This is a genomic window from Bacillus sp. FSL K6-2944 (assembly GCF_038005385.1).
Classification (GTDB): domain Bacteria; phylum Bacillota; class Bacilli; order Bacillales; family Bacillaceae_G; genus Bacillus_A; species Bacillus_A cereus.
The window spans coordinates 3,618,635-3,638,821 of record NZ_JBBOTE010000001.1; the positions used below are offsets into that span (position 1 = coordinate 3,618,635).

The following is a 20,187-nucleotide window of genomic DNA, read 5'->3' on the forward strand; positions in this document are numbered from 1 at the left end:
TAAACCTCTCCTCATTCGTTCGATAGTTTTTAACTTGTGTCTAAGTATAACTATCGTTTCTTAATAAAAATTGAGGAAGTTTCTTAAGATTTTATGAAGAATAAAAAAAACAGCTATCGCGTGTAGCGATAGCTGCCCCTTATTACTTCGCACTCACGATCTTATAATAAGAACGAACCGTTAAGAAGTAATATCCAATATAGATGACACCGTATACTCCAATACTAATGAGAAGCGGAATCATAATTTCAAATGGTAATATGTTCCCTAAACCTTTTAATGCAAACAAGCTGTGCAGGATTCCGATTACTAACGGAATCGCAAAGATAAAGCTTACTTGTTTTGCAATAGCTTTTTTCATTTCTTGTTTTGTGACCCCTATTTTGTGAAGTACAACATAACGCTCACGATCAGCATTTGCTTCTGTTAATTGTTTAAAGTAAATGATAGAACCTGTTGCTAGTAAGAATACAAGTCCTAAGAACATTCCGATGAACATCATTAATCCTGTTCCTTCAAGCCCCATATGGAAACCAGTGTAGAAATCTCTAAATGATGGCACCATTTCTGATTCACCAGCTGGCATCACTTTTGTTAATTTTTCTGTTAACACTTTACTATCTTTTTCATCTTTTACATCAATATTTTTTACAACGCGTGTTCCAAATGCTTGCTTCGCTTGTTCATACATTTCATCCGAAACGACAACAACTAATTCACCTAAATTTGTAATCGCAATGTCATTTGCACCTTGGATTTTTAATTGCTTCGTTTCGTTTCCAATTTGGAATACTGCTTTGTTTCCTTTATATTGTGGACTAAACTCATGCCCTTCCATATACGAACTATCATATATAAATGCTTCATCAGCAGCTACATTCACTGTTTCTGCGTCAATTTTCTTAGCAAGTTTATTGAATTCCGACTGAGACATTAACTGATATTTCTCTGAAATCGTGTAATTCATATTCAGAATGAACTCAACTTTGTCTCCTTCAAACTTCCCTTTTACAGGAACTGTCTCAATTTCAAATTGATCTTTGATCGGGTGATCTTTCTTCTCTTCTGTAAAAATTGTATTTACTTTCTTATCAAGCGCTGCATCTTTTTTCTCGTAAGAATAACTGTATGGCATAGCTGCTTTTGATTGCGTAAATGTGTTGTAATACATCGTAACAGACGTACCAACCGCCGTTAATGTTACCGCGCTTAAAATAGAAATTGTCGCAAGTGATTTTGCATTTCCTTTAATACGATATAGTAGCTGTGACGTCGTTACCATATTCATACCGTTATAAAACGATGATTTATTCGTTCTTGCACGTTTCAATACGAATACTGTAAAGAACATAAATAGTAAGTACGTACCTAATACTGTCGCTAGTAAAATATAAAGTGCAACTGCCATAAAGTCTGCATATTTAACTGCCTTCATGAACATTAATGCTAAGAAATAACCTGAACCGATTAAGACAACTGAAATTAATGCCATAATGACAGACCCTTTTGGCATTGTTTCTCCTTCACGTTCTGCGCGGAAAAGTTCAATTAACTTAAAGCGATAAATTAAACGATATCCTTGAAGTGATGTATATAAAATAATCACAAAGAAAATAATTGCTGTATCAATAATAGCAGCCATCGGTACTTCAAAATGAACATTTAAATTTAATCCCATCATATTTACTAATAACTCAAGGAATAATTTCGAAAGGACACTACCAATCGCAATCCCGATTACTAATGACATTAATCCCATTAACATATTTTCATAAAAGAGCATTTTACCAATTTGTCTTTTACGAATACCTAATAACGAATATAAGCCAACTTCTTTTTTACGTTTACGTGTAAAGAATCCGTTCGAATATATAATGAACACTGCTACGAAAATGATAAGCATCACACTGGAAACTTGGAACGCTCCGCTAATCTTTTTAGAAGCTTCTGCTGCTTTTTCCATTTGTGAATTATATTGCAGTGCTTTAAATGTAAAATAAATAACGATACTAAAAATCATAGATGCGAAATATACAAAGTAGTCTTTAAAGTTCCGCTTTATGTTGCGGAGGGCAATGCTAGATAAGGTCATCAGCCATACCTCCAGAAATAGAAGACATTACGTCAACAATTTTTTGGAAGAACTGTTTACGCGTTGATTCACCACGGTGCAATTCTTTATATAGTTCACCATCTTTAATGAAAATAACTCGTTTACAATAACTTGCTGCAAATGCATCATGCGTTACCATTAAAATTGTTGAGTTATCATATTCATTTAATGACTTCATACTTTCAAGTAAATCTGTTGCAGATTTAGAATCAAGCGCTCCAGTTGGCTCGTCTCCGAAAATCATACTTGGATTCGTAACGATTGCACGTGATGCTGCGCAGCGCTGCTTCTGTCCACCAGATACTTGATATGGGAACTGACTTAAAATATGATCAATACCAAATTTCTTTGAGATTTCAAGAACGCGGCGATCAATCTCACTCGCTTTCACCTTTGATAACGCAAGTGGTAAAGCAATATTCTCTTTCACTGTTAACGTATCTAATAAGTTATAATCTTGGAAAATGAAGCCTAAATGATCGCGGCGGAATAACGCTAACTTATCATCATTCATTTTCACAATATCTTTTCCATCAATTAAAATTTCACCGTTCGTCGCATTATCAATTGTAGAAAGAACATTTAGTAAAGTCGTCTTACCAGAACCAGAAGGTCCCATAATTCCAACGAACTCACCTTCTTTTACTTGTAAGTTAATACCTTTTAACGCTGCAAATTTATTACCACCCGTGTCATATACTTTTTCAATATTTTTTGCTTCTAATACTGTTTTCATCTCGACATCCCTCATTTCTTCTATTCTCTATTTTCAACTATATACACTCTCTACTCTTGCCACTATCGATGTTTCTTACACAAACATGACAGTTATGTAAGGCACATAAGTAAAGAAATCAAAAAGTTAACGTAATGAATTAAAGTACTTTGTTACTATAACATTGGGATATCATACCATCCATTCATTCTCCTTACAGGAACATTACAATTTTGTAAGGTAAAAAATGCACCTACAAAGTTGTGCACGAAATGTCGGATGGAGCTATTTCGTTCCTGCTATTCTATGTACAGAGGAGGTCATAATATGGATTCACTTAAAAATATGAATGCTGCAATGCAGTATATCGAAAACAACCTTACACATGAAATTGATTTTAAAGAAGTCACAAAAATAGCTTACTGCTCCGAATATCATTTCAAGAGAATGTTTTCTTTTTTAGCTGGCATATCACTATCAGAATATATTCGCTGTAGACGTCTTACTCTCGCTGCCTTTGAACTAAAAAACAGCAATGTAAAAGTCATTGATATCGCTATAAAATATGGATACAACTCACCAGATTCATTCGCTCGTGCATTTCAAAACTTGCACGGTATAACACCTTCAGAGGCCCGAAATAGTAGCCATTCTTTGAAGGCTTATTCACCAATGACCTTCCAATTATCCATTCAAGGAGGAAATGAAATGAACTATCGAATTGAAGAAAAAGAGCCCTTTCGAATTATAGGTATTACAAAACGAGTACCAATCGTTTTTAATGGTGTAAATGAAGAAATTGCTTCTATGTGGAAAAGTTTAAACCCAGAGTCCATTGAAATGTTAAAGTCACTTTCAAACATGGAACCGAATGGAATTATTAGTGCTTCTACTAATTTTTCTGAAGGAAGAATGGAGGAAAAAGGAGAACTTGATCACTATATTGGAGTAGCCACAACAAAGGATTGTCCAGAGCAGTTTAAACAACTCGAAGTCGTAGCTTCAACATGGGCTATATTCGAAGCTGTCGGTCCATTTCCTGATGCACTACAAAATGTATGGGGACGTATTTATTCTGAATGGTTCCCTTCTTCGAACTATGAACTAGCGGAAGGACCGGAAATATTGTGGAATGAACAGAAAGATATATCTTCTCCAAACTTTAAAAGTGAAATTTGGATACCGGTTTTGAAGAAGTGATAAAAAAAAACAAAGCTGCTCTTCCCTAAAAGGAAAAGCAGCTTTATTTACATTTTCAACTCTTCTTTATAAATACTATATGACTTTATTGTTGATACGATAATACATATTAATATGATTCCAATCCCCATAAAAATATTAAATGGATCTGGAAGCAAAGCCCCGGCATATATACAAAGTGAACCTATTACAAATACCCTCGAAGCAAATCTATGTGTTTTTCTCCAAACTACAGGATTTTCTAATGTCCAGTCCATTCGAATGCCTACTAACCCGTTCGGCTTCGTTTGTTGCATGTAATTACCTAGTACAAGAAACAATGTTCCAAGTCCAAAATTAAATGCAATTGAGCCCGATGCAATATAATTAGACGCTGCTAATAGTGCAAATATGTTACATCCAAATCCGATAAAGAGAATGGCATAATTAATCGCTGAAAGAACTTTGGATTGCTGTGTAGACTTATCTTTTATGAATCCAAAAACTAGCCATATCATATAGAGCACTACCATACTACCTATCGAGAATGAACTTGCTTCTATTTTAGAAAAATATCCATCTACTACTCCTGCTGCATTATAATGGCGTGGAATTTGTTCTGGTAAATATGGCCATACAATATACCATCCAATTGCAATGCCACTAATTAAACTCCATGGTAATACGTGTCTTTTCATCCTCTCTCCCCCATAATTTTTTATTAGGCCCCTATTTCTTTTTTATAAGCAATATATGAATATCCCATCGTTAATCCTACTGCACCAATAATAATTCCAACCATTACGAAAGATTTCCACGCCACTGGTGCAAAAACACTTAAAATCATAATGATCCCCAATGCAACAAACACCTTTCCGCTAAAACGATGCGTTTTTCTCCACACTTCTTCGTTACTTAATGTCCACGGTGTTTTTATACCTACAAAGTAGTTTGGTTTACATTGTGGTAAATAGTTTCCGATGACTATAAATAAAATACCCACTAATAATTCCGGCACGCGATTAATGAATAAATTGTATCCTAATCCACTTGTAATAATATCTATATTCCCTACAAATAGTAGCAGTAGTATCCCGTTATTCATCATCATAAAAGCTTTAGAAAACTTCTCGTAGTTCGCTTTCTTTGGATCAATCTTTGGTAACACGTTTAGAAAAATATATAAAACAATCATAATTCCAACCATAGAAAGCATTCCATACAATTTAGAAGAATATCCATCTACTTTACCGCCGCTCCAATGCGTTGCAATTGTATCCGGTAAATGTGGCCAAGCAAACGCCCAAGCTAAACAAGTTATAACAATTAATAAGATTGCAAAAAGATGCTTTTTCATTTCCCCTCTTCCCCCTTATTCGTAAATGTAAACACCCAAGTCAATAAATCTTGAAAGACCGTTGTGTTTAAAGAGTACATAACGAATTGCCCTTTCTTTTCATCTTGAATAAGTTCAGCATTTTTAAGTGCATTTAAGTGGTGTGAAATACTTGGTTTTGTCATATTGAAATGTTCAGCAATCTCACCAGCGGTTAGATCGCCTTCTTTTAATAAGTCTAAAATTTTTCGCCTTGTTGGATCTGCTAATGCTTTGAATGCTTGATTCAATGTCTTTCTTCCTTTCGATAATTAGACATTTAGATATTTATCTAAATATTAAACCAATTACCGTTATTTGTCAATTTCATCCAGCGCCCTTTTTACTTTTCTCACTTTTAACCTATACTGTTTACTAGCTTATCTTTCAACATAATGAAAAGACTTGAAACACATGATACACTATAGCTACAATTGTTTTTTTGAGGAGGAATATACATATGTATAAAATTTTAATCGTTGAAGACGATCCAAATATTTCATCATTACTGCAATCTCACATTCAGAAGTACGGTTATGAGGCTGTGGTAGCGGAGAATTTCGATGATATTATGGAATCGTTTAACGCAGTGAAACCACATCTTGTTTTACTTGATGTAAACTTACCGAAATTCGATGGTTTCTACTGGTGCCGTCAAATTCGTCATGAATCTACTTGTCCAATTATTTTCATTTCAGCGCGTGCTGGTGAGATGGAACAAATTATGGCAATTGAAAGCGGTGCGGATGATTACATTACAAAACCATTCCACTACGACGTTGTAATGGCAAAAATTAAAGGACAATTACGCCGTATTTACGGTGATTATGCACCAAATATTTCTGAACGTATCGTTGAAGTAGAAGGTTTAAAACTATTCCCTGAACGTCCAGAAATTCATTTTGGATCTGAACAAGTTCTTTTAACGAAGAAAGAGGCAATTTTAGCAGAAATGTTATTATCTAAATTCCCTCGTACAGCGAGCCGTGAAGATTTATTAGCTGCGCTTTGGGATGACGAAAGTTTCGTTGAGGAAAATACATTAAACGTAAACATTACACGTCTTCGTAAAAAGTTTAATGAGCTTGGCATTGAGAACTCTATTGAAACAGTACGTGGACTTGGATATCGCTTTAACGCAACTTGGAGTGAATAAGCATGAAGCTATTTTTACGTGATCATTTTGCATTTTTTCTACTGTACGTATTAAACTTCGGTATCATTTTCGTTCTTTATGATGCAGTAGACGGATTTCAAAATAATAAATTTTACTTCGTCGTTTTAAGTTTATACTTATTTATTTGTTTCCTCGCTTATCGTTACGTTCGCAATCGTAGAATGTACCATAGATTAAGTGAGCAACCAGAAAAAATGGAAGATGCGTTTATTGAAAGAGCAACTGCTCCGATGCCTCACGGTGTCAATGAACTCGTACGTACGCAGTACCGTCTATTCCAAAAAGAACTACAATCGTATGAAGTAAAACAACAAGAACATCAATTATTCATTAACCATTGGGTACATCAAATGAAGACACCTGTTTCTGTTATGCAGCTTATGGTGCTAGAAATGGAAGACGAGCATTTAATTCCAAAGTTTAAAAAAGAATTAGAGCGTCTAAACCAAGGACTTGATATGGCTTTATACATGGCTAGGTTAAATAACTTCCATGAAGATTTCCATGTCGAGACGATTTCATTAAAAGATACGGTAACAAAAAATATTAACGGATTAAAAGAACTATTCATTCGTAATGGTGTCTTCCCTGTTTTAGAAGTCCATTCTGATTTAAAAGTTGCTTCTGATGCGAAATGGCTAAAATTTATCATCTATCAGTTAATGACAAATGCTGTTCGTTACTCTGGGGAACGCGGAAAGAAGGTATTCTTATCTGCTTACCGAAACGGAAAAGATATTATTTTAGAAGTTCGCGATGAAGGTGTTGGTATTCCGCAAGAAGATATTCGAAGAGTATTTGAACCATTTTACACTGGGAAAAACGGTCGCGCATTCGGAGAATCTACTGGTATGGGCCTTTATATTGTAAGTAAAATTTGTGATTATTTAGGTCACTCTGTCAAACTAGATTCTGAAGTTGGTAAAGGAACGACGATTAAAATCATCTTCCACAACGCTGCAAATAATCAAGCAGAACATACGGAGAAGGTGACCGAAGCATGATCGTAACATATGCAAGCAAAATGTATGAGAACTCACTCTCATACATTTTTTGCAATACAACTACTTCTATATCTTCTAGCCGGAGGTATAATCTATGACATTTTGGCAATTTGCATTTAAAAACGTCACGCGCAACTCAAGAGCTTATTTTGCTTACTTTGTAAGTAGCTCCTTTTCCATTGCTGTGTTCTTTTCGTTTGCTGTTTACTTATTCCATCCGAAATTACAAAACTTTGACATGACCTCTGAAATTTCAGGATTAATGATATTTTCAGAAGTAGTAATTGTATTTTTCTCTTTCTTCTTTTTACTATATTCCATTGGTACTTTTTTAAAAGTTAGAAAAAAACAATTTGGTATTTTGACCATTTTAGGAATATCGAGAAAACAATTACATCGTCTTATTTTTATGGAGAATATGTTAATCGGGATTTTATCTATCTTTTTCGGCATGCAGTTTGGAGTTGTTTTTTCTCAATTTTTCTTATTAGTAACAGCCAAACTTACCCATGTTCCAGGAATATATTTATACGGGCCTACTAACGCGTTTATTTTAACAACCATTGTTTTCCTTAGTCTTTTTATCATTGTATCTGCATTCACACCAATGCTTATTCGTACAAAAAAAGCAGTACACCTTTTAAAAACAAATGGTGGAAAACAAAAAGAAAGAAAACCATCCATACTTGTTTCATTATTTGGTGCGATTTGTTTATTTGGTGGTTATGCGTTAGCTGGAAATCCTAAATATTTCGTATCAGTAAGCCCGCAAATCGGTGTTATATATATGGTTTCAAGTATTTTCGTTATCCCAACGCTTGTTACAATTGGAACATATTTCTTCTTTTCACAAATTAGTTTCTTACTTATTTATATTTTAAAGAAAAGAAGGAAGTTTTATATGAAACAGATTAATATGCTTTGGATTTCGGATTTAGCGAGCCGTATTCGAACGAATATTAATATGCTGTTTATTGTAGCGATGCTATCTACAATTGCTTTCACAATGATTACATTTCTATATGGATTCGGGAAATTTATTAAGCTAGAGGTGAATAGAACTTCTCCTTTTCCAATTTCTTATTTTTCTTATGATGCGAACCCTTTTGTTACAGAGCATTTAAATTGGCTTGAGCAACAATTACAAAAAGAGCATTTCCCCTATCAAAAAATAAAAGCTGATATATATGAAACACCACTAAAAGAAGATAAAGATATAGCTATTTATAATGACGTATACGCAATTAAGCAAAGTGACTATAGCAAACTTGCAGATTCTTTACGAATGAAACAACTATTTATGGATGATAACGAAGCATATGTGCTAACAGGGACATCTTATAACACCATATTCAACGAATTTGAGCAAAGCTACAAAAGAGATTACATTACACTCTCTAGTACAAATACGAAATTACGAGTGAAAGGCTATGAGCATGTGAATGCAATTCCATCTGGCTTTTCATATCAAACGATAGTTTTGCCTGATGTTATCGTAAATAACTTACCTAGCACCGTAAAGCATATATCAGCATACAATTACAAAATTCAAAACTGGGAACAGACATATGAAATTGCTGATAATTTTATAGAAAAAGTGCAAAAAGATCGAAATAAATCCCAGTATGAAGGACCTCTTATTCGTTCCTTTGAATCAGCAGGATCGTTATACAAAATAACATCAGGCAGTGCTGCATTTTTCCTAATTGGGACATTTTTAGGAGTTATTTTCTTCATTGGAGCTGGTAGCGTTCTTTACTTTAGAATGTATACGGATTTGACGAACGAACAAGAGAAATATATAACGATTTCTAAAATCGGTGTAACAGATACAGAGATGAAACGATCTGCAACCATTCAACTTAGTATTTTATTTTTCATTCCGTACATTATGGCATCCATTCATACAATGTTTGCAACAAAAATGCTACAAGATGTAATTGGTTTATCTCTGTTCAAAGAGGTTTCAGCCGTTCTTATTATTTTTGGATTCGTTGAAATCGTATTTTTCATATTCATTCGTTCACTTTATATGCAAAAATTATCACAATACACGAGTGGACAAAATATTTAAAACAAACTTGATGAAAAGAGTATTTCTTATGCTCTTCTCATCTTCACCCTATCAGGAGGTTCAGGTGAATGACATTTTGGCAGTTTGCATTTAAAAACGTGACGCGGAACGCCAGAGCTTATTTCGCCTATTTTGTAAGCAGTGCGTTCTCCATCGCAATCTTTTTCTCATTTGCAGTTTATTTATTTCATCCTAAATTGCATATGACAGACGTGAATTATTCTCTGAACATATTAATGACAATTTCAGAAGTTGTCATTGTGTTCTTTTCATTTTTCTTTTTACTGTATTCAATCGGGACCTTTTTAAAAGTACGAAAAAAACAGTTCGGGATTTTAACAGTACTTGGCATATCTCAAAAACAATTAAAGCGACTCATATTTATAGAAAATATGTTAATTGGTGCTCTTTCTATATTTTTTGGCATTCAACTTGGAGTTGTCTTTTCACAGTTCTTTTTATTAGTTACCGCCAAAATTACACACGTACCTGGTTTATATTTATATCCGCCTACAAGTGCTATCGTTTTAACTATCATCATCTTTCTTGGGCTCTTCATTCTCGTATCATCTTTTACACCGATGCTCATTCGTACGAGAAAAGCCGTACGTCTTTTAAAAGAAGGAACACAACAAAAAGAAAGAAAAGCATCCGTGCTCATCTCTCTATTTGGTGCGACGTGTTTAATATGTGGATATGCGTTAGCCGCAAATCCGTTGTATTTTATGTCGCTAGGTGACATCATTGGGCTTTTATACGCCGTCTCTAGTATATTTGTCATCCCATCGCTTATTGCAGCTGGAACATACTTTTTCTTTTCACAAATTAGTTTTTTACTTATTCGTATTTTAAAAACGCGAAGAACGTTTTATATGAAACGAATTAATATGCTTTGGATTTCGGATTTAGCAGCGCGCATTCGGACAAACATTAACATGCTCTTTATTGTAGCGATGCTATCAACACTCGCTTTTACAATGATTACATTCTTATACGGTTTTGGGAAATTTACAAAGTTTGATGCAATTAGACAAAACCCTTTCCCGTTTACGTATTTATCGCATACTGAAAATACATTAGCTGATGAACATTTAAACTGGTTAGAGCAGAAATTTAATGAAGGGCACTTTACTTATACAAAATTTAAAACGGATATATATGAGGTATCTTCAGCTGAAGATAACACGCAGCTCTATTACGCAATTAAACAAAGTGACTATAATGTACTTGCTAAAGCATTAAATTTGGAAAAACTCACGGTAAATAAGAATGAATCTTATATTCTTATGAAAGACTTAGATGATCAAGTTATTGGAACACTTCACAATGAAGAAAAGAAAAATACTCTTACACTTACTCAAAACAATTTACAACTACAAGTGAAAGAATATAAAAGTTATAGCCCATTCCCAAACAGCTTAATATACCAATTACTCATACTATCTGATGAAAATGTAGAATCCTTATCCACAGTTTCCAAACAAATGAGTGTATATAACTTCAAAGTTACAGATTGGGAAAAGGCACATAATATCGGTTCATCGTTTATAACAAAAATTGATAACGATAATGCAGCAATTCAAGCAGAGCACCCACCTTTCCATGCAAGTGAAGCGAGCGATTCTCTATATAAGAAAAAACTAAATGTTGCCTCATTCTTCTTAATTGGTACTTTCTTAGGTGTTATTTTCTTTATCGGTGCTGGTAGTGTTCTTTACTTCCGAATGTATACAGATTTAACAAATGAGCAAGAAAAATATATAACGATTACGAAAATTGGCTTAACTGAGACTGAAATGAAACGTTCAGCGACAATTCAGCTTGCGATTCTTTTCTTCGTGCCTTACATTATGGCATCAATCCATACGATGTTTGCGACAAAGATGCTACAAGAAATATTACATCTCTCGTTCTTCGCTGAAATTACAGTCGTACTTATGATTTTTGGAACAGTTGAAATTTTATTTTTCCTTTTAATTCGTTCCTTTTATATGCAAAAATTATCACAACACATTAAGTTTTAAAAAGTAGAAAGGTGATTACTATGGAAGAAGTATTACACATAAAAAACGTCTCAAAAGTATATGAGGGAAAAGTCCCTCATACTGCTTTAAAAAATATAAATTTACACGTGGATAAAGGTGAATTCGTTGCCATTATGGGACCATCTGGTAGCGGGAAATCTACATTTTTAAACGTTATCTCTACAATCGATTCTCCGACTTCTGGTGATGTCGTGATTAACGGAAAAAAACCACACACATTTCGTAGAGAGAAGTTAGCTATTTTCCGCCGCCAAGAGTTAGGATTTGTTTTCCAAAACTTTAACCTACTAGATACACTAACAATCGGTGAAAATATCGTACTACCTTTAACATTAGATAATGTTCCATTAAAAGAAATGGATGAAAAGCTTGATAACATTTCAAAAAAGCTTGGAATTGATCATATTTTGGACAAGCGTATTTTTGAAGTTTCCGGGGGACAAGCACAGCGTACCGCAGTAGCACGTGCTGTCATTCATCATCCTTCACTTCTACTTGCCGATGAACCGACAGGAAACTTAGATTCAAAAGCGGCAATTGACGTAATGGAGCTATTTACGAAATTAAATAAAGAAGAAGATGCAACGATTTTAATGGTTACCCATGATCCGTTTGCAGCAAGTTATTGTAACCGTGTTATTTTTATTAAAGATGGAGAGCTTTACAATGAACTACACCGCGGATTATATCGCGAGAAATTTTATCAAGAAATATTAGATGTTCTAGCATTATTAGGAGGAAGACGTGGATGACATTTTGGCAATTCGCATTTAAAAATGTCTCACGTAATTCGAAAGCATATTTCGCCTACTTTGTAAGTAGTGCGTTTTCTATCATGGTTTTCTTTTCATTTACTGTATACGCGTATCACCCGCGGTTACAGAGTGTACAAAGCTTTCAAGATCGGGATCCTCTAATGAATTTAGCTAGTACAGCACAGCTTGTGATTGTTATGTTCTCGTTCTTCTTTCTCTTATATTCAATTGGAACATTTTTAAATGTACGGAAGCAGCAATTCGGGATACTCACCATTCTCGGTATCTCACAGAGACAATTAAAGAGACTGTTATTTACTGAAAATATGATAATCGGGATATTGTCTATCTTTATCGGCATTCAAGGTGGACTTGTATTTTCTAACTTTTTCTTATTAGTCACTTCGAAATTAACAAATGCGAAAGGTCTCTATTTATATTGGCCAACAGAAGCGATTATCGTTACAACCGTAACGTTTATCATCTTATTTTTAATCGTTTCTACATTTACACCAATGTTTATTCGTACTCGAAAAACAACGAAGCTTATTAAGGGCGTTAACAAAGAGAAGAGCGAAAAAAAACCATCTATACTGATTTCACTATTTGCTTTAACTTGTTTAGGACTATGCTATTATATTGCTGGTTATCCGCAAGGCTACATAACGGAAAAAAATGCACAAAATGGATCTGTATTCTTAATTATGCTATCTATTTTACCGCTTGTAGTAGTTGGGACGTATTTATTTTTTTCACAAACATTTCTTCTCTTTATCTATATTTTAAAGAAACGAAGAAAGTTTTATTTAAAACAAATAAATATGTTATGGATTTCAGATTTAGTTTCTCGTACACGCAGTAATATTAATGTACTCTTTATTGTTTCTATGCTATCTGCACTTGCATTTACAATTATTATCGGGTTATTTGCTGCAAACAATAATACGAAAGCACCCATACTAGAACGATATCCAATACCATTCACCTATACATCAGAAGGTGTTAATGCATTTGAACAAAAGCATATTACTACGATTGAAACTGAACTTACAAATGCTAATTTTCAATATGACAAATATAAATTTACCGTTTTAAAAGATACAGCTTCAAAAGAATCAATTGCCATTATGAAAATGAGTGATTATAACGCAATAGCACAGCAATTAAACAGACCAAAAATCACTCTCGATTCTTCACAAGTTTATAATATTTCTCGCTATTCACCAGTGTTATTAAATCTCGTGTCTAACCCATTTGCGAAGCAGAACACGATTACACTTGGCTCTAATAAAAAGGAATTTCAAATTAAAGGTTTTATTAATAGAGGAATTGAGCCTCCCTTTGCATTACCTCACTTAATTGTGATGCAAGATGAAGTAATTGAAAATATGATTCCTCATATTGAAACAATTACAGTCTATAACTACTTCGTGGAAAATTGGGAAAATGCAATTGTCCCAACAAAAAATATATTAAAAAACTTAAATCATGATGCAGAAACCTTGTATGAAGCACATAAAAATGAAGAAGATTTCATTAAACCATTTTATATTTATACAGCTACGGATGAACTCGTTCATAGTAAAGGAAATGCAGTCGCTCAATTCTTTATTTGGGCATTTCTCGGCTTTATTTTCTTTATCGGAGCAGCTAGTGTTTTATATTTCCGTATGTATAATGACTTAACAACTGAAAGACAAAAGTATATTACGATTACAAAGCTTGGCTTAACTGAATCAGAAATGTTTCGCTCTGCAACGATTCAATTAGGAATTTTATTTTTCGTTCCTTATGTCGTTGCTGGTGTTCACACATTATTTGCGGTTAAGTTTTTACAAAGCATGTTTTCTTTCTCCTTATTAAAAGAGACATGTATCGTACTCACCTTTTTCGGGATTATCGAGATCATTTTCTTCTTCTTAATCCGTTCTCTTTACATTAATAAATTATCACAGCATATAAAAATATGAATAAAATAGCCTTGTGCAATATGCACAAGGCTATTTTCAATAGTTTTTAATAATTAGCAGCAATATCCGCCGTAGCCGCCAGCATAACCGCCATAACCACCATAGCCACAACCGCCGCCTCCGCCGAAGCAGCTAGCACCGATGATAATTAATAAAATAAACAATACAATTAGAAGCGCAAAACCGCCTCCGCAACCATGTCTGCGGTTACAATCATCATGTCTGTGTTCACACTTTTCGCTCATTACCCTATTCCTCCTTTAGTATCATTCATAACAAGTTCACCTTGCTCTAAATGAGGGGATTCCATTTATATTATGTTTTCAGGGCGAATAGGAAGCTTGGCTTACCTAAAAACGGGCTTGTTTTAGGAATTGGGCTTTATTAAAAAGCGAATGAGCCTTATCCAGATGTAAGCATAAAACATTTGACATACTCTTAATTTCTTACTAATATTTAATTGAACGATCAATCATTTTTTTGATTATACATTCAAATTATATAAATCAGGAGTTGAATAGCGTGACTGATTCTTTTATTGCAGAGGCTAGGCGTGAACAAATTATTCTTGCATGTATTGATACATTAGAAGAGGTTGGATATAACAACTTAAGCTTAACGAAGGTGGCAAAAAAGGCTAAGATTAGTACCGGACTTATTTCTTATCATTTTAATGATAAGCTTTACCTTATGAATCGCACATTACAATTTTTAGTTGCCAAGCAACATGAATTTATTAGTAATCGAGTGCTATTAGCTCAATCTGAAATAAATAAACTAGAGGCTTTTATTGAAGCGCATTTGGCTTATCAAGAAACTCATTACAAAAATAATATTGCCTTAATTGAGATTGTCTTTAATGCAAGAAATGAAGAGAACGTTCCTTATTACAGAATCGAAGACGACGAAGAGGAGGATGCTCTTAGAACGATGTTATTAGATATTTTGAAGACTGGTCAACAAAATGGCGTGTTTTCCGATTCTTTCCAAACCGACACATTAGCTTCATTTATTTTAGGAGCAATCGAAGAAAGAATGCTGAAGGCAAATTCATCTATATCCATAGAAAATTACTCAGATGAGCTCATAAAAATGGTGAAGAAACTCACTGTTTAAATATGCCTTGATTAAAAAAATATATATGAAAGGATGAACTACACATGAAAAAGGCATCTGTCATTGGATTAGGTTTTTTAGAAAAATTACTTGCTATAGTAAGTCCAATCCTTTTAGGCGTTATTGGATATTTTTCACCTAAATTAATAGAGATTATAAAAAAGATTCCTCTCTTTTCTGATTCAAAAATTATAGAACTTTTAAATTTTATTAATCCCTTCTGGCTTCCTATTATCCTCATGCTAATTGGTGTTATTGCAGGAATTTTATTTTCTTTAATTATTTATAGTGAAGCTTTAAAAATGAACATTACTTCGGAAAGCATTCACGTGAATAAGGACGATCAAAAGAAACAAATCACCAGATTAAATGTAAAAGCCGTTTTTGTAGATAAGCGTCAAGTGGTTATCATTGATCAAGAAGACCGAGAATGGTTACGTGAAACATCTGACATTACCCCAAGCAAAATTAAAGATACTTTCTTAATGCACGGCTTCCCCTGGGTGGAACAAGATCCTTATAAACATGAGTATAGCTTATGGAAATTAGAGGATGAGCGATTTAATAAAAGCATAAATACTATTTTGTATGAAAGACGCAATGCCCTTCGAGAAGGAAACTCTAAAAAAAAGAAGCATTTACGCAAAGATTTGAATGAGCTAGGAGTCTTTGTCAAAGACGATGGAGAAGATCAGTATGTCCGTTCCATTAAGTAATAGAAAGCACAAAAAACGAATAAAACCTACAGAGAAATTACATTTCCTCTGTAGGTTTTATTCGTTTAAATCTGATCTCCTCTCCTAAAGAAACATATTCAACAAAAGAGCAAAACCAAATGCAATAAATGATAACAATGTCTCGAGTACCGTCCACGTTTTAAACGTTTCCTTCACCGTCAAACCTAAATACTCTTTTACAAGCCAGAACCCTGCATCATTTACGTGAGAAAACATTAATGAACCTGCACCGGTTGCAATAACGAGAAGCTCTAAATTCACACCAGACATGTGCTGAATAACTGGTGAAACAATCCCTGCTGCTGTCGTTAATGCTACTGTAGCTGAACCTGTTGCAATTCGAATTAAACCAGCTACCATGAAAGCTAATACGATTGGTGATAACGAAATATGTTCTGCCATTTGTGCAATAGCTGTTCCAACGCCGCTTTCAATTAATATTTGTTTAAATCCACCGCCTGCACCAATTATTAAAATAATAGAACCGACAGGCAATAAACTTTCATCTGTTAATTTTTTAATCATCTTTTTATTAATACCTTGTTTGATACCAAGTAAATAAAATGCTGCGAAACATGAAATAAGTAAGGCGATTACTGGACTTCCTATAAACACGAAAAATTCAGTCAATTTTTTCGGTAATGAAATATATGGTGCAACTACTGATAAAATCATCAATACAACTGGTAGTAAAATAATAAAGAATGAAACTTTACGACTTGGCAAATCAGTTGAGACAGTCGTAACCCGAATAAGCTCTGGTTCATTTTCAGGTATCACCCTTTTATGTACCCACTTTGCAAATATCGGTCCTGCGATAATGGCTGTTGGTAACGCGATAATTAATGAATATAAAAGTACCTTTCCTAAGTTCGCGTTATAAATACCGATTGCTGTCATCGCCCCTGGATGCGGAGGCACGAGCCCGTGAACAATAGATAATCCTGCAATGACAGGTAACGCAATTAATAATATATTTTGCTTCGTCGTTTTTCGAATGGAAATAACAAGTGGTAATAAAATGACGATCCCCACTTCAAAAAACACTGGAATCCCTATAACAAATCCTGCAAATAACATAGCCCAAGGTAGTTTCTTTACACCGAAAAATCGAATAAAGAAATCTGCCACTTGCATGCCGGCCCCTGAATCGGACATCATTTTCCCTAAAATTGTTCCGAGAGCTAAAATACCAACTAAATGCCCTAGTACACTACCAACACCAGTTTCATAGGCAGTCACTATTTTCGTTAAGTTCAGTCCAGACATGATAGCTAAAAACAAACTCGCAACTGTTAAACTAATAAATGCATGCCATTTCCACCATGATACCCCTAAAATAACAATCGCAATTGCAAGTAACGTGACGATTAATAAGTATATATCCATCTCCCATTCTCCTTACTTTATAAAAAAAGAGGGAAAATCCCCTCTTTTTTATACGTCATAATTCACTACATAATGCTGCATTTCTGTATTGTAGTAGCCTTCGCTATATTCAATTACTTCGCCAACTTCATCGTAAGAATAACGCATGCGTTTTAATAGCGCTGTCCCCTCTTTTTCACCTAGCGCTTCTGCAACGAAACTAGGCGCGAGTCCAACAGCGAATTCATCTCTGAAGTTTTCTAAATGAATACCTCGGTCTTCAACTAAATCATAAAGCGATTGCAAGTCAAAATCCGATAAATCTGAACTTGCCATTCCTGCTGAGAAATAGTGCGTATAATGAATGTACGGTGCATCATTTAACGTATATAAACGTTCAATACGAAAACTCTCCTTACCGAATAATCGAAATGGCACTGTTCCTTCTTCATTCTGCACAATTTCTGCTTTTAGCAATTTCTTCTGTACTTTATATCCTTCTTCCACTAACACTTCAGTAAATTTCTTACCCTTTGACAGTTTTGTCGCAGAAGTATTGCGGATGACTTTCGTTCCTTTACCGCTTTTCTTTTCCAAATATCCTTCTTGAGCGAGTTCTTTAATCGCATTTCGCACTGTAATTTTACTCACTTTGAACTCTTCTTCTAACTGCGGTTCGGAAGGGATATTCGTATGAATCGCATATACACCATGCAATATTCGATCACGAATAATATTTTTTATTTGCAAATATAATGGTCCTTTTTTTCTCGTTACGTTCACCGTTACACCCACTACCTTTCTACATCACCTACTGATGCCGTCATTGCCCGAAGTATATCCTTCTCTGATGACATTGGCGTATCACCGACGATTGTATGTGCTAGCATTCCAGCTGCTGACGCAAATGAAACAGCTTTCTCTGGTGCGAACTCCTTTATCTCGCCATGAATAATTCCGCTCGTATAAGCATCTCCAGCACCTATTCTATCATATACAGAAAACGTAAGTGTTTTTGCAAAAGTGAACGTTCCATCTTTACATATAAACCCGCGAAGCGAATGTGTATTATCACTGTTAATAGAGCGATGAGTACCAGCGATTGTAGCGATATGATACGTTTCAGCTACCTTTGGAATAAGATCAACAAGTTGCGCCTCTCGCTCCGTTTCTTCGGTTTTTATTCCTAAAACAAACATTGCATCTTTTTCGTTCATCATAACGATATCAGCAAGTCCCAGCATTTCTTCATAATGCGGTTTTGCCTGTTCATATCCGTCTTCTCCCCAAAGTGATGGACGATAATTACAATCAAAAACGACGGTTCCTCCGTTTTCTTTAACTGCTCTCGCTAAAGACTTCATATGATGGCGCACCATATCATTCATCGCAAGTGTAATACCGCAAAAATGAACGATATCAATTTCCTTAGCAATTTCTTCAAATTGGTATATCTCTTCAGACGCCGTATTGAAGCTACTTTCTAGTCGATTCGAATACGTAACGCGGCTTGCACGTGCACCGAATCCATTTTCTAAAAAATACATACCTACATATTTACCACCTCTTGAAACAAGAGAAGTTTGAATTCCTAACTTTTGAATGTAAGATACAGCTGCATCTCCAACCGAATTTTCCGGTAAAGTTGAAATAAGAAGCCCTTCATGCCCTAAGTGAGAAAGTGCCGCTGCAACGTTCACACCTGTACCTGAAAATGAGTAATTTAACGTGTTAGCTTGCGACAACAATTCATATCCAGGTACTTGCAGGCGCATCATTACTTCGCCGAACGCTGCAATTTTCTTACGCATATTGATCAACTAGCTTCTTCACGACTGCTAATAATTCACGCACATCTTCTACTTTCGTGTTACCAGTTTCTTTATCAATAATAGAAGAGTACACGTGCGGGATAACTTGCTCTACGTTTGCTTCAAGCGCAATACGTACAATTGTTTCGAAGTTTTCTTTATCAATTCCGCCTGTTGGCTCTAATGCGAATCCTTCTTCCGCACAAGCTTTCGCAACTGCACGATATTCTTCTTCATGAGCTAGCCCTTTCATTGGGAAGTATTTCAATGAATTTCCGCCCATATCACGTACAAGTGCGATCGCTGTTTTAATTGGAACGATTGCTTTTTCTTCTCCAGCTGCACTAATTGGACCAGTAGAAATATTTACGTACCCTACTTTTCCTGTTGGCGATACTAAACTATTAATCCAGCTATCTTTTCCGCCAAGATTTGCACGTGTCGCTCCAACTGAAGGGAACACTTGATTAATATGGCTACCAGGGTAATGCTTCGCAATTTCAGCTACAACTGCTGCTTGGCGATTATCTCCTGCGCCTAGTCCAATTGATACAGCGTCATCAATTTCTTTTCCGTATGCTTTCATAGCTGTAACTGCTTCTTCTACTGTTGGATAATCTTTTGATAACACTCCCACTACTACATAACCTTCTGCTACTTCAAAAATATCTTTCGCATTTTCGATATTGTTTGCCAATACATTTAATGCTACGCGGCCTTTATAAAAACGTTTTTGAATGTTTGTCAT

Annotated in this window: 19 protein-coding genes; 9 read left to right on the forward strand and 10 right to left on the reverse strand. The window is 34.8% G+C overall.

What is annotated here, in order from left to right:
• Nucleotides 1-142: 142 nt before the first annotated feature.
• Both MHH55_RS18510 and MHH55_RS18515 read right to left on the reverse strand, forming a co-directional pair.
• Complete coding sequence (locus MHH55_RS18510) at nucleotides 143-2,092, reverse strand: ABC transporter permease (protein WP_078187149.1); 1,950 nt, start codon at nucleotides 2,090-2,092, stop codon at nucleotides 143-145.
• Nucleotides 2,079-2,849: an ABC transporter ATP-binding protein gene (locus MHH55_RS18515; RefSeq protein WP_000859655.1), complete on the reverse strand. Its 771-nt coding sequence runs from the start codon at nucleotides 2,847-2,849 to the stop codon at nucleotides 2,079-2,081. The genes MHH55_RS18510 and MHH55_RS18515 overlap by 14 nt, the downstream gene beginning before the upstream one ends.
• Before the next feature lie 306 nt (nucleotides 2,850-3,155).
• Here MHH55_RS18515 and MHH55_RS18520 point away from each other — a divergent pair, with 306 nt between their 5' ends.
• Nucleotides 3,156-4,028 carry an AraC family transcriptional regulator gene (locus MHH55_RS18520; protein ID WP_078187148.1) on the forward strand — a complete coding sequence of 291 codons (873 nt, stop codon included), beginning with the start codon at nucleotides 3,156-3,158 and terminating at the stop codon, nucleotides 4,026-4,028.
• A 47-nt stretch (nucleotides 4,029-4,075) separates the two neighbouring features.
• Here the strand turns inward: MHH55_RS18520 and MHH55_RS18525 are convergent, their stop codons facing one another.
• The 3 genes from MHH55_RS18525 to MHH55_RS18535 are packed head-to-tail and all read right to left on the reverse strand — an operon-like array spanning nucleotide 4,076 to nucleotide 5,633.
• On the reverse strand, nucleotides 4,076-4,705 hold the full coding sequence (locus tag MHH55_RS18525) for an SdpI family protein (protein ID WP_000820681.1): 630 nt from the start codon (nucleotides 4,703-4,705) through the stop codon (nucleotides 4,076-4,078).
• Nucleotides 4,706-4,728: 23 nt separating this feature from the next.
• The gene (locus tag MHH55_RS18530; RefSeq protein WP_000716355.1) at nucleotides 4,729-5,364 is read right to left on the reverse strand and encodes an SdpI family protein; all 636 of its coding nucleotides are present in this window, start codon (nucleotides 5,362-5,364) and stop codon (nucleotides 4,729-4,731) included.
• Nucleotides 5,361-5,633 (reverse strand): autorepressor SdpR family transcription factor, encoded by a 273-nt coding sequence (locus MHH55_RS18535; protein ID WP_001070523.1) that lies wholly within the window; start codon nucleotides 5,631-5,633, stop codon nucleotides 5,361-5,363. The genes MHH55_RS18530 and MHH55_RS18535 overlap by 4 nt, the downstream gene beginning before the upstream one ends.
• 209 nt (nucleotides 5,634-5,842) lie before the next feature.
• On the opposite strand from MHH55_RS18535, the gene MHH55_RS18540 reads away from it, so the two are divergent.
• From MHH55_RS18540 to MHH55_RS18565, 6 genes are all read left to right on the forward strand, one after another.
• Nucleotides 5,843-6,538 carry a response regulator transcription factor gene (locus tag MHH55_RS18540; protein WP_000276738.1) on the forward strand — a complete coding sequence of 232 codons (696 nt, stop codon included), beginning with the start codon at nucleotides 5,843-5,845 and terminating at the stop codon, nucleotides 6,536-6,538.
• A 2-nt stretch (nucleotides 6,539-6,540) separates the two neighbouring features.
• Nucleotides 6,541-7,563 carry a sensor histidine kinase gene (locus MHH55_RS18545; RefSeq protein WP_000765341.1) on the forward strand — a complete coding sequence of 341 codons (1,023 nt, stop codon included), beginning with the start codon at nucleotides 6,541-6,543 and terminating at the stop codon, nucleotides 7,561-7,563.
• A 94-nt stretch (nucleotides 7,564-7,657) separates the two neighbouring features.
• Nucleotides 7,658-9,637 carry an FtsX-like permease family protein gene (locus MHH55_RS18550; protein ID WP_078187176.1) on the forward strand — a complete coding sequence of 660 codons (1,980 nt, stop codon included), beginning with the start codon at nucleotides 7,658-7,660 and terminating at the stop codon, nucleotides 9,635-9,637.
• Nucleotides 9,638-9,705: 68 nt separating this feature from the next.
• Nucleotides 9,706-11,661: an ABC transporter permease gene (locus tag MHH55_RS18555; RefSeq protein WP_078187175.1), complete on the forward strand. Its 1,956-nt coding sequence runs from the start codon at nucleotides 9,706-9,708 to the stop codon at nucleotides 11,659-11,661.
• A 20-nt stretch (nucleotides 11,662-11,681) separates the two neighbouring features.
• Nucleotides 11,682-12,434: an ABC transporter ATP-binding protein gene (locus tag MHH55_RS18560; RefSeq protein WP_000393250.1), complete on the forward strand. Its 753-nt coding sequence runs from the start codon at nucleotides 11,682-11,684 to the stop codon at nucleotides 12,432-12,434.
• The gene (locus tag MHH55_RS18565; protein WP_000144940.1) at nucleotides 12,431-14,407 is read left to right on the forward strand and encodes an FtsX-like permease family protein; all 1,977 of its coding nucleotides are present in this window, start codon (nucleotides 12,431-12,433) and stop codon (nucleotides 14,405-14,407) included. Before MHH55_RS18560 ends, MHH55_RS18565 begins: the two co-directional genes overlap by 4 nt.
• Nucleotides 14,408-14,460: 53 nt before the next feature.
• Here the strand turns inward: MHH55_RS18565 and MHH55_RS18570 are convergent, their stop codons facing one another.
• The gene (locus MHH55_RS18570; RefSeq protein ID WP_001290392.1) at nucleotides 14,461-14,652 is read right to left on the reverse strand and encodes a YjcZ family sporulation protein; all 192 of its coding nucleotides are present in this window, start codon (nucleotides 14,650-14,652) and stop codon (nucleotides 14,461-14,463) included.
• A 277-nt stretch (nucleotides 14,653-14,929) separates the two neighbouring features.
• On the opposite strand from MHH55_RS18570, the gene MHH55_RS18575 reads away from it, so the two are divergent.
• Nucleotides 14,930-15,523, forward strand: a complete 594-nt coding sequence (locus tag MHH55_RS18575; protein WP_000132248.1) for a TetR/AcrR family transcriptional regulator — start codon at nucleotides 14,930-14,932, stop codon at nucleotides 15,521-15,523.
• 44 nt (nucleotides 15,524-15,567) lie between these two features.
• On the forward strand, nucleotides 15,568-16,239 hold the full coding sequence (locus MHH55_RS18580) for a YqeB family protein (protein ID WP_000710354.1): 672 nt from the start codon (nucleotides 15,568-15,570) through the stop codon (nucleotides 16,237-16,239).
• A gap of 84 nt (nucleotides 16,240-16,323) precedes the next feature.
• Here the strand turns inward: MHH55_RS18580 and gntP are convergent, their stop codons facing one another.
• The 4 genes from gntP to dagF are packed head-to-tail and all read right to left on the reverse strand — an operon-like array spanning nucleotide 16,324 to nucleotide 20,187.
• Entirely contained in the window at nucleotides 16,324-17,649 is a 1,326-nt protein-coding gene (gene gntP, locus MHH55_RS18585) for a gluconate permease GntP (protein WP_000356166.1), read from the reverse strand.
• A gap of 48 nt (nucleotides 17,650-17,697) precedes the next feature.
• A complete protein-coding gene (locus tag MHH55_RS18590) occupies nucleotides 17,698-18,423 on the reverse strand; it encodes a GntR family transcriptional regulator (RefSeq protein ID WP_000539278.1) in 726 nt (241 codons plus the stop codon).
• Nucleotides 18,423-19,439 (reverse strand): sugar kinase, encoded by a 1,017-nt coding sequence (locus MHH55_RS18595; protein WP_017656840.1) that lies wholly within the window; start codon nucleotides 19,437-19,439, stop codon nucleotides 18,423-18,425. The genes MHH55_RS18590 and MHH55_RS18595 overlap by 1 nt, the downstream gene beginning before the upstream one ends.
• The gene (dagF, locus tag MHH55_RS18600; protein WP_078187174.1) at nucleotides 19,432-20,187 is read right to left on the reverse strand and encodes a 2-dehydro-3-deoxy-phosphogluconate aldolase; all 756 of its coding nucleotides are present in this window, start codon (nucleotides 20,185-20,187) and stop codon (nucleotides 19,432-19,434) included. The genes MHH55_RS18595 and dagF overlap by 8 nt, the downstream gene beginning before the upstream one ends.

Excerpts from the sequence above, each read along its gene's own strand:
- MHH55_RS18530 (WP_000716355.1), bottom strand. The coding sequence starts at position 5,364 with ATGAAAAAGCATCTTTTTGCAATCTTATTAATTGTTATAACTTGTTTA.
- dagF (WP_078187174.1), bottom strand. The coding sequence starts at position 20,187 with ATGACAAACATTCAAAAACGTTTTTATAAAGGCCGCGTAGCATTAAAT.
- MHH55_RS18525 (WP_000820681.1), bottom strand. The coding sequence starts at position 4,705 with ATGAAAAGACACGTATTACCATGGAGTTTAATTAGTGGCATTGCAATT.
- MHH55_RS18515 (WP_000859655.1), bottom strand. The coding sequence starts at position 2,849 with ATGAAAACAGTATTAGAAGCAAAAAATATTGAAAAAGTATATGACACG.
- MHH55_RS18560 (WP_000393250.1), top strand. The coding sequence starts at position 11,682 with ATGGAAGAAGTATTACACATAAAAAACGTCTCAAAAGTATATGAGGGA.
- MHH55_RS18520 (WP_078187148.1), top strand. The coding sequence starts at position 3,156 with ATGGATTCACTTAAAAATATGAATGCTGCAATGCAGTATATCGAAAAC.
- MHH55_RS18570 (WP_001290392.1), bottom strand. The coding sequence starts at position 14,652 with ATGAGCGAAAAGTGTGAACACAGACATGATGATTGTAACCGCAGACAT.
- MHH55_RS18595 (WP_017656840.1), bottom strand. The coding sequence starts at position 19,439 with ATGCGTAAGAAAATTGCAGCGTTCGGCGAAGTAATGATGCGCCTGCAA.
- MHH55_RS18540 (WP_000276738.1), top strand. The coding sequence starts at position 5,843 with ATGTATAAAATTTTAATCGTTGAAGACGATCCAAATATTTCATCATTA.
- MHH55_RS18580 (WP_000710354.1), top strand. The coding sequence starts at position 15,568 with ATGAAAAAGGCATCTGTCATTGGATTAGGTTTTTTAGAAAAATTACTT.
- MHH55_RS18565 (WP_000144940.1), top strand. The coding sequence starts at position 12,431 with ATGACATTTTGGCAATTCGCATTTAAAAATGTCTCACGTAATTCGAAA.
- MHH55_RS18545 (WP_000765341.1), top strand. The coding sequence starts at position 6,541 with ATGAAGCTATTTTTACGTGATCATTTTGCATTTTTTCTACTGTACGTA.
- MHH55_RS18550 (WP_078187176.1), top strand. The coding sequence starts at position 7,658 with ATGACATTTTGGCAATTTGCATTTAAAAACGTCACGCGCAACTCAAGA.
- gntP (WP_000356166.1), bottom strand. The coding sequence starts at position 17,649 with ATGGATATATACTTATTAATCGTCACGTTACTTGCAATTGCGATTGTT.
- MHH55_RS18555 (WP_078187175.1), top strand. The coding sequence starts at position 9,706 with ATGACATTTTGGCAGTTTGCATTTAAAAACGTGACGCGGAACGCCAGA.
- MHH55_RS18510 (WP_078187149.1), bottom strand. The coding sequence starts at position 2,092 with ATGACCTTATCTAGCATTGCCCTCCGCAACATAAAGCGGAACTTTAAA.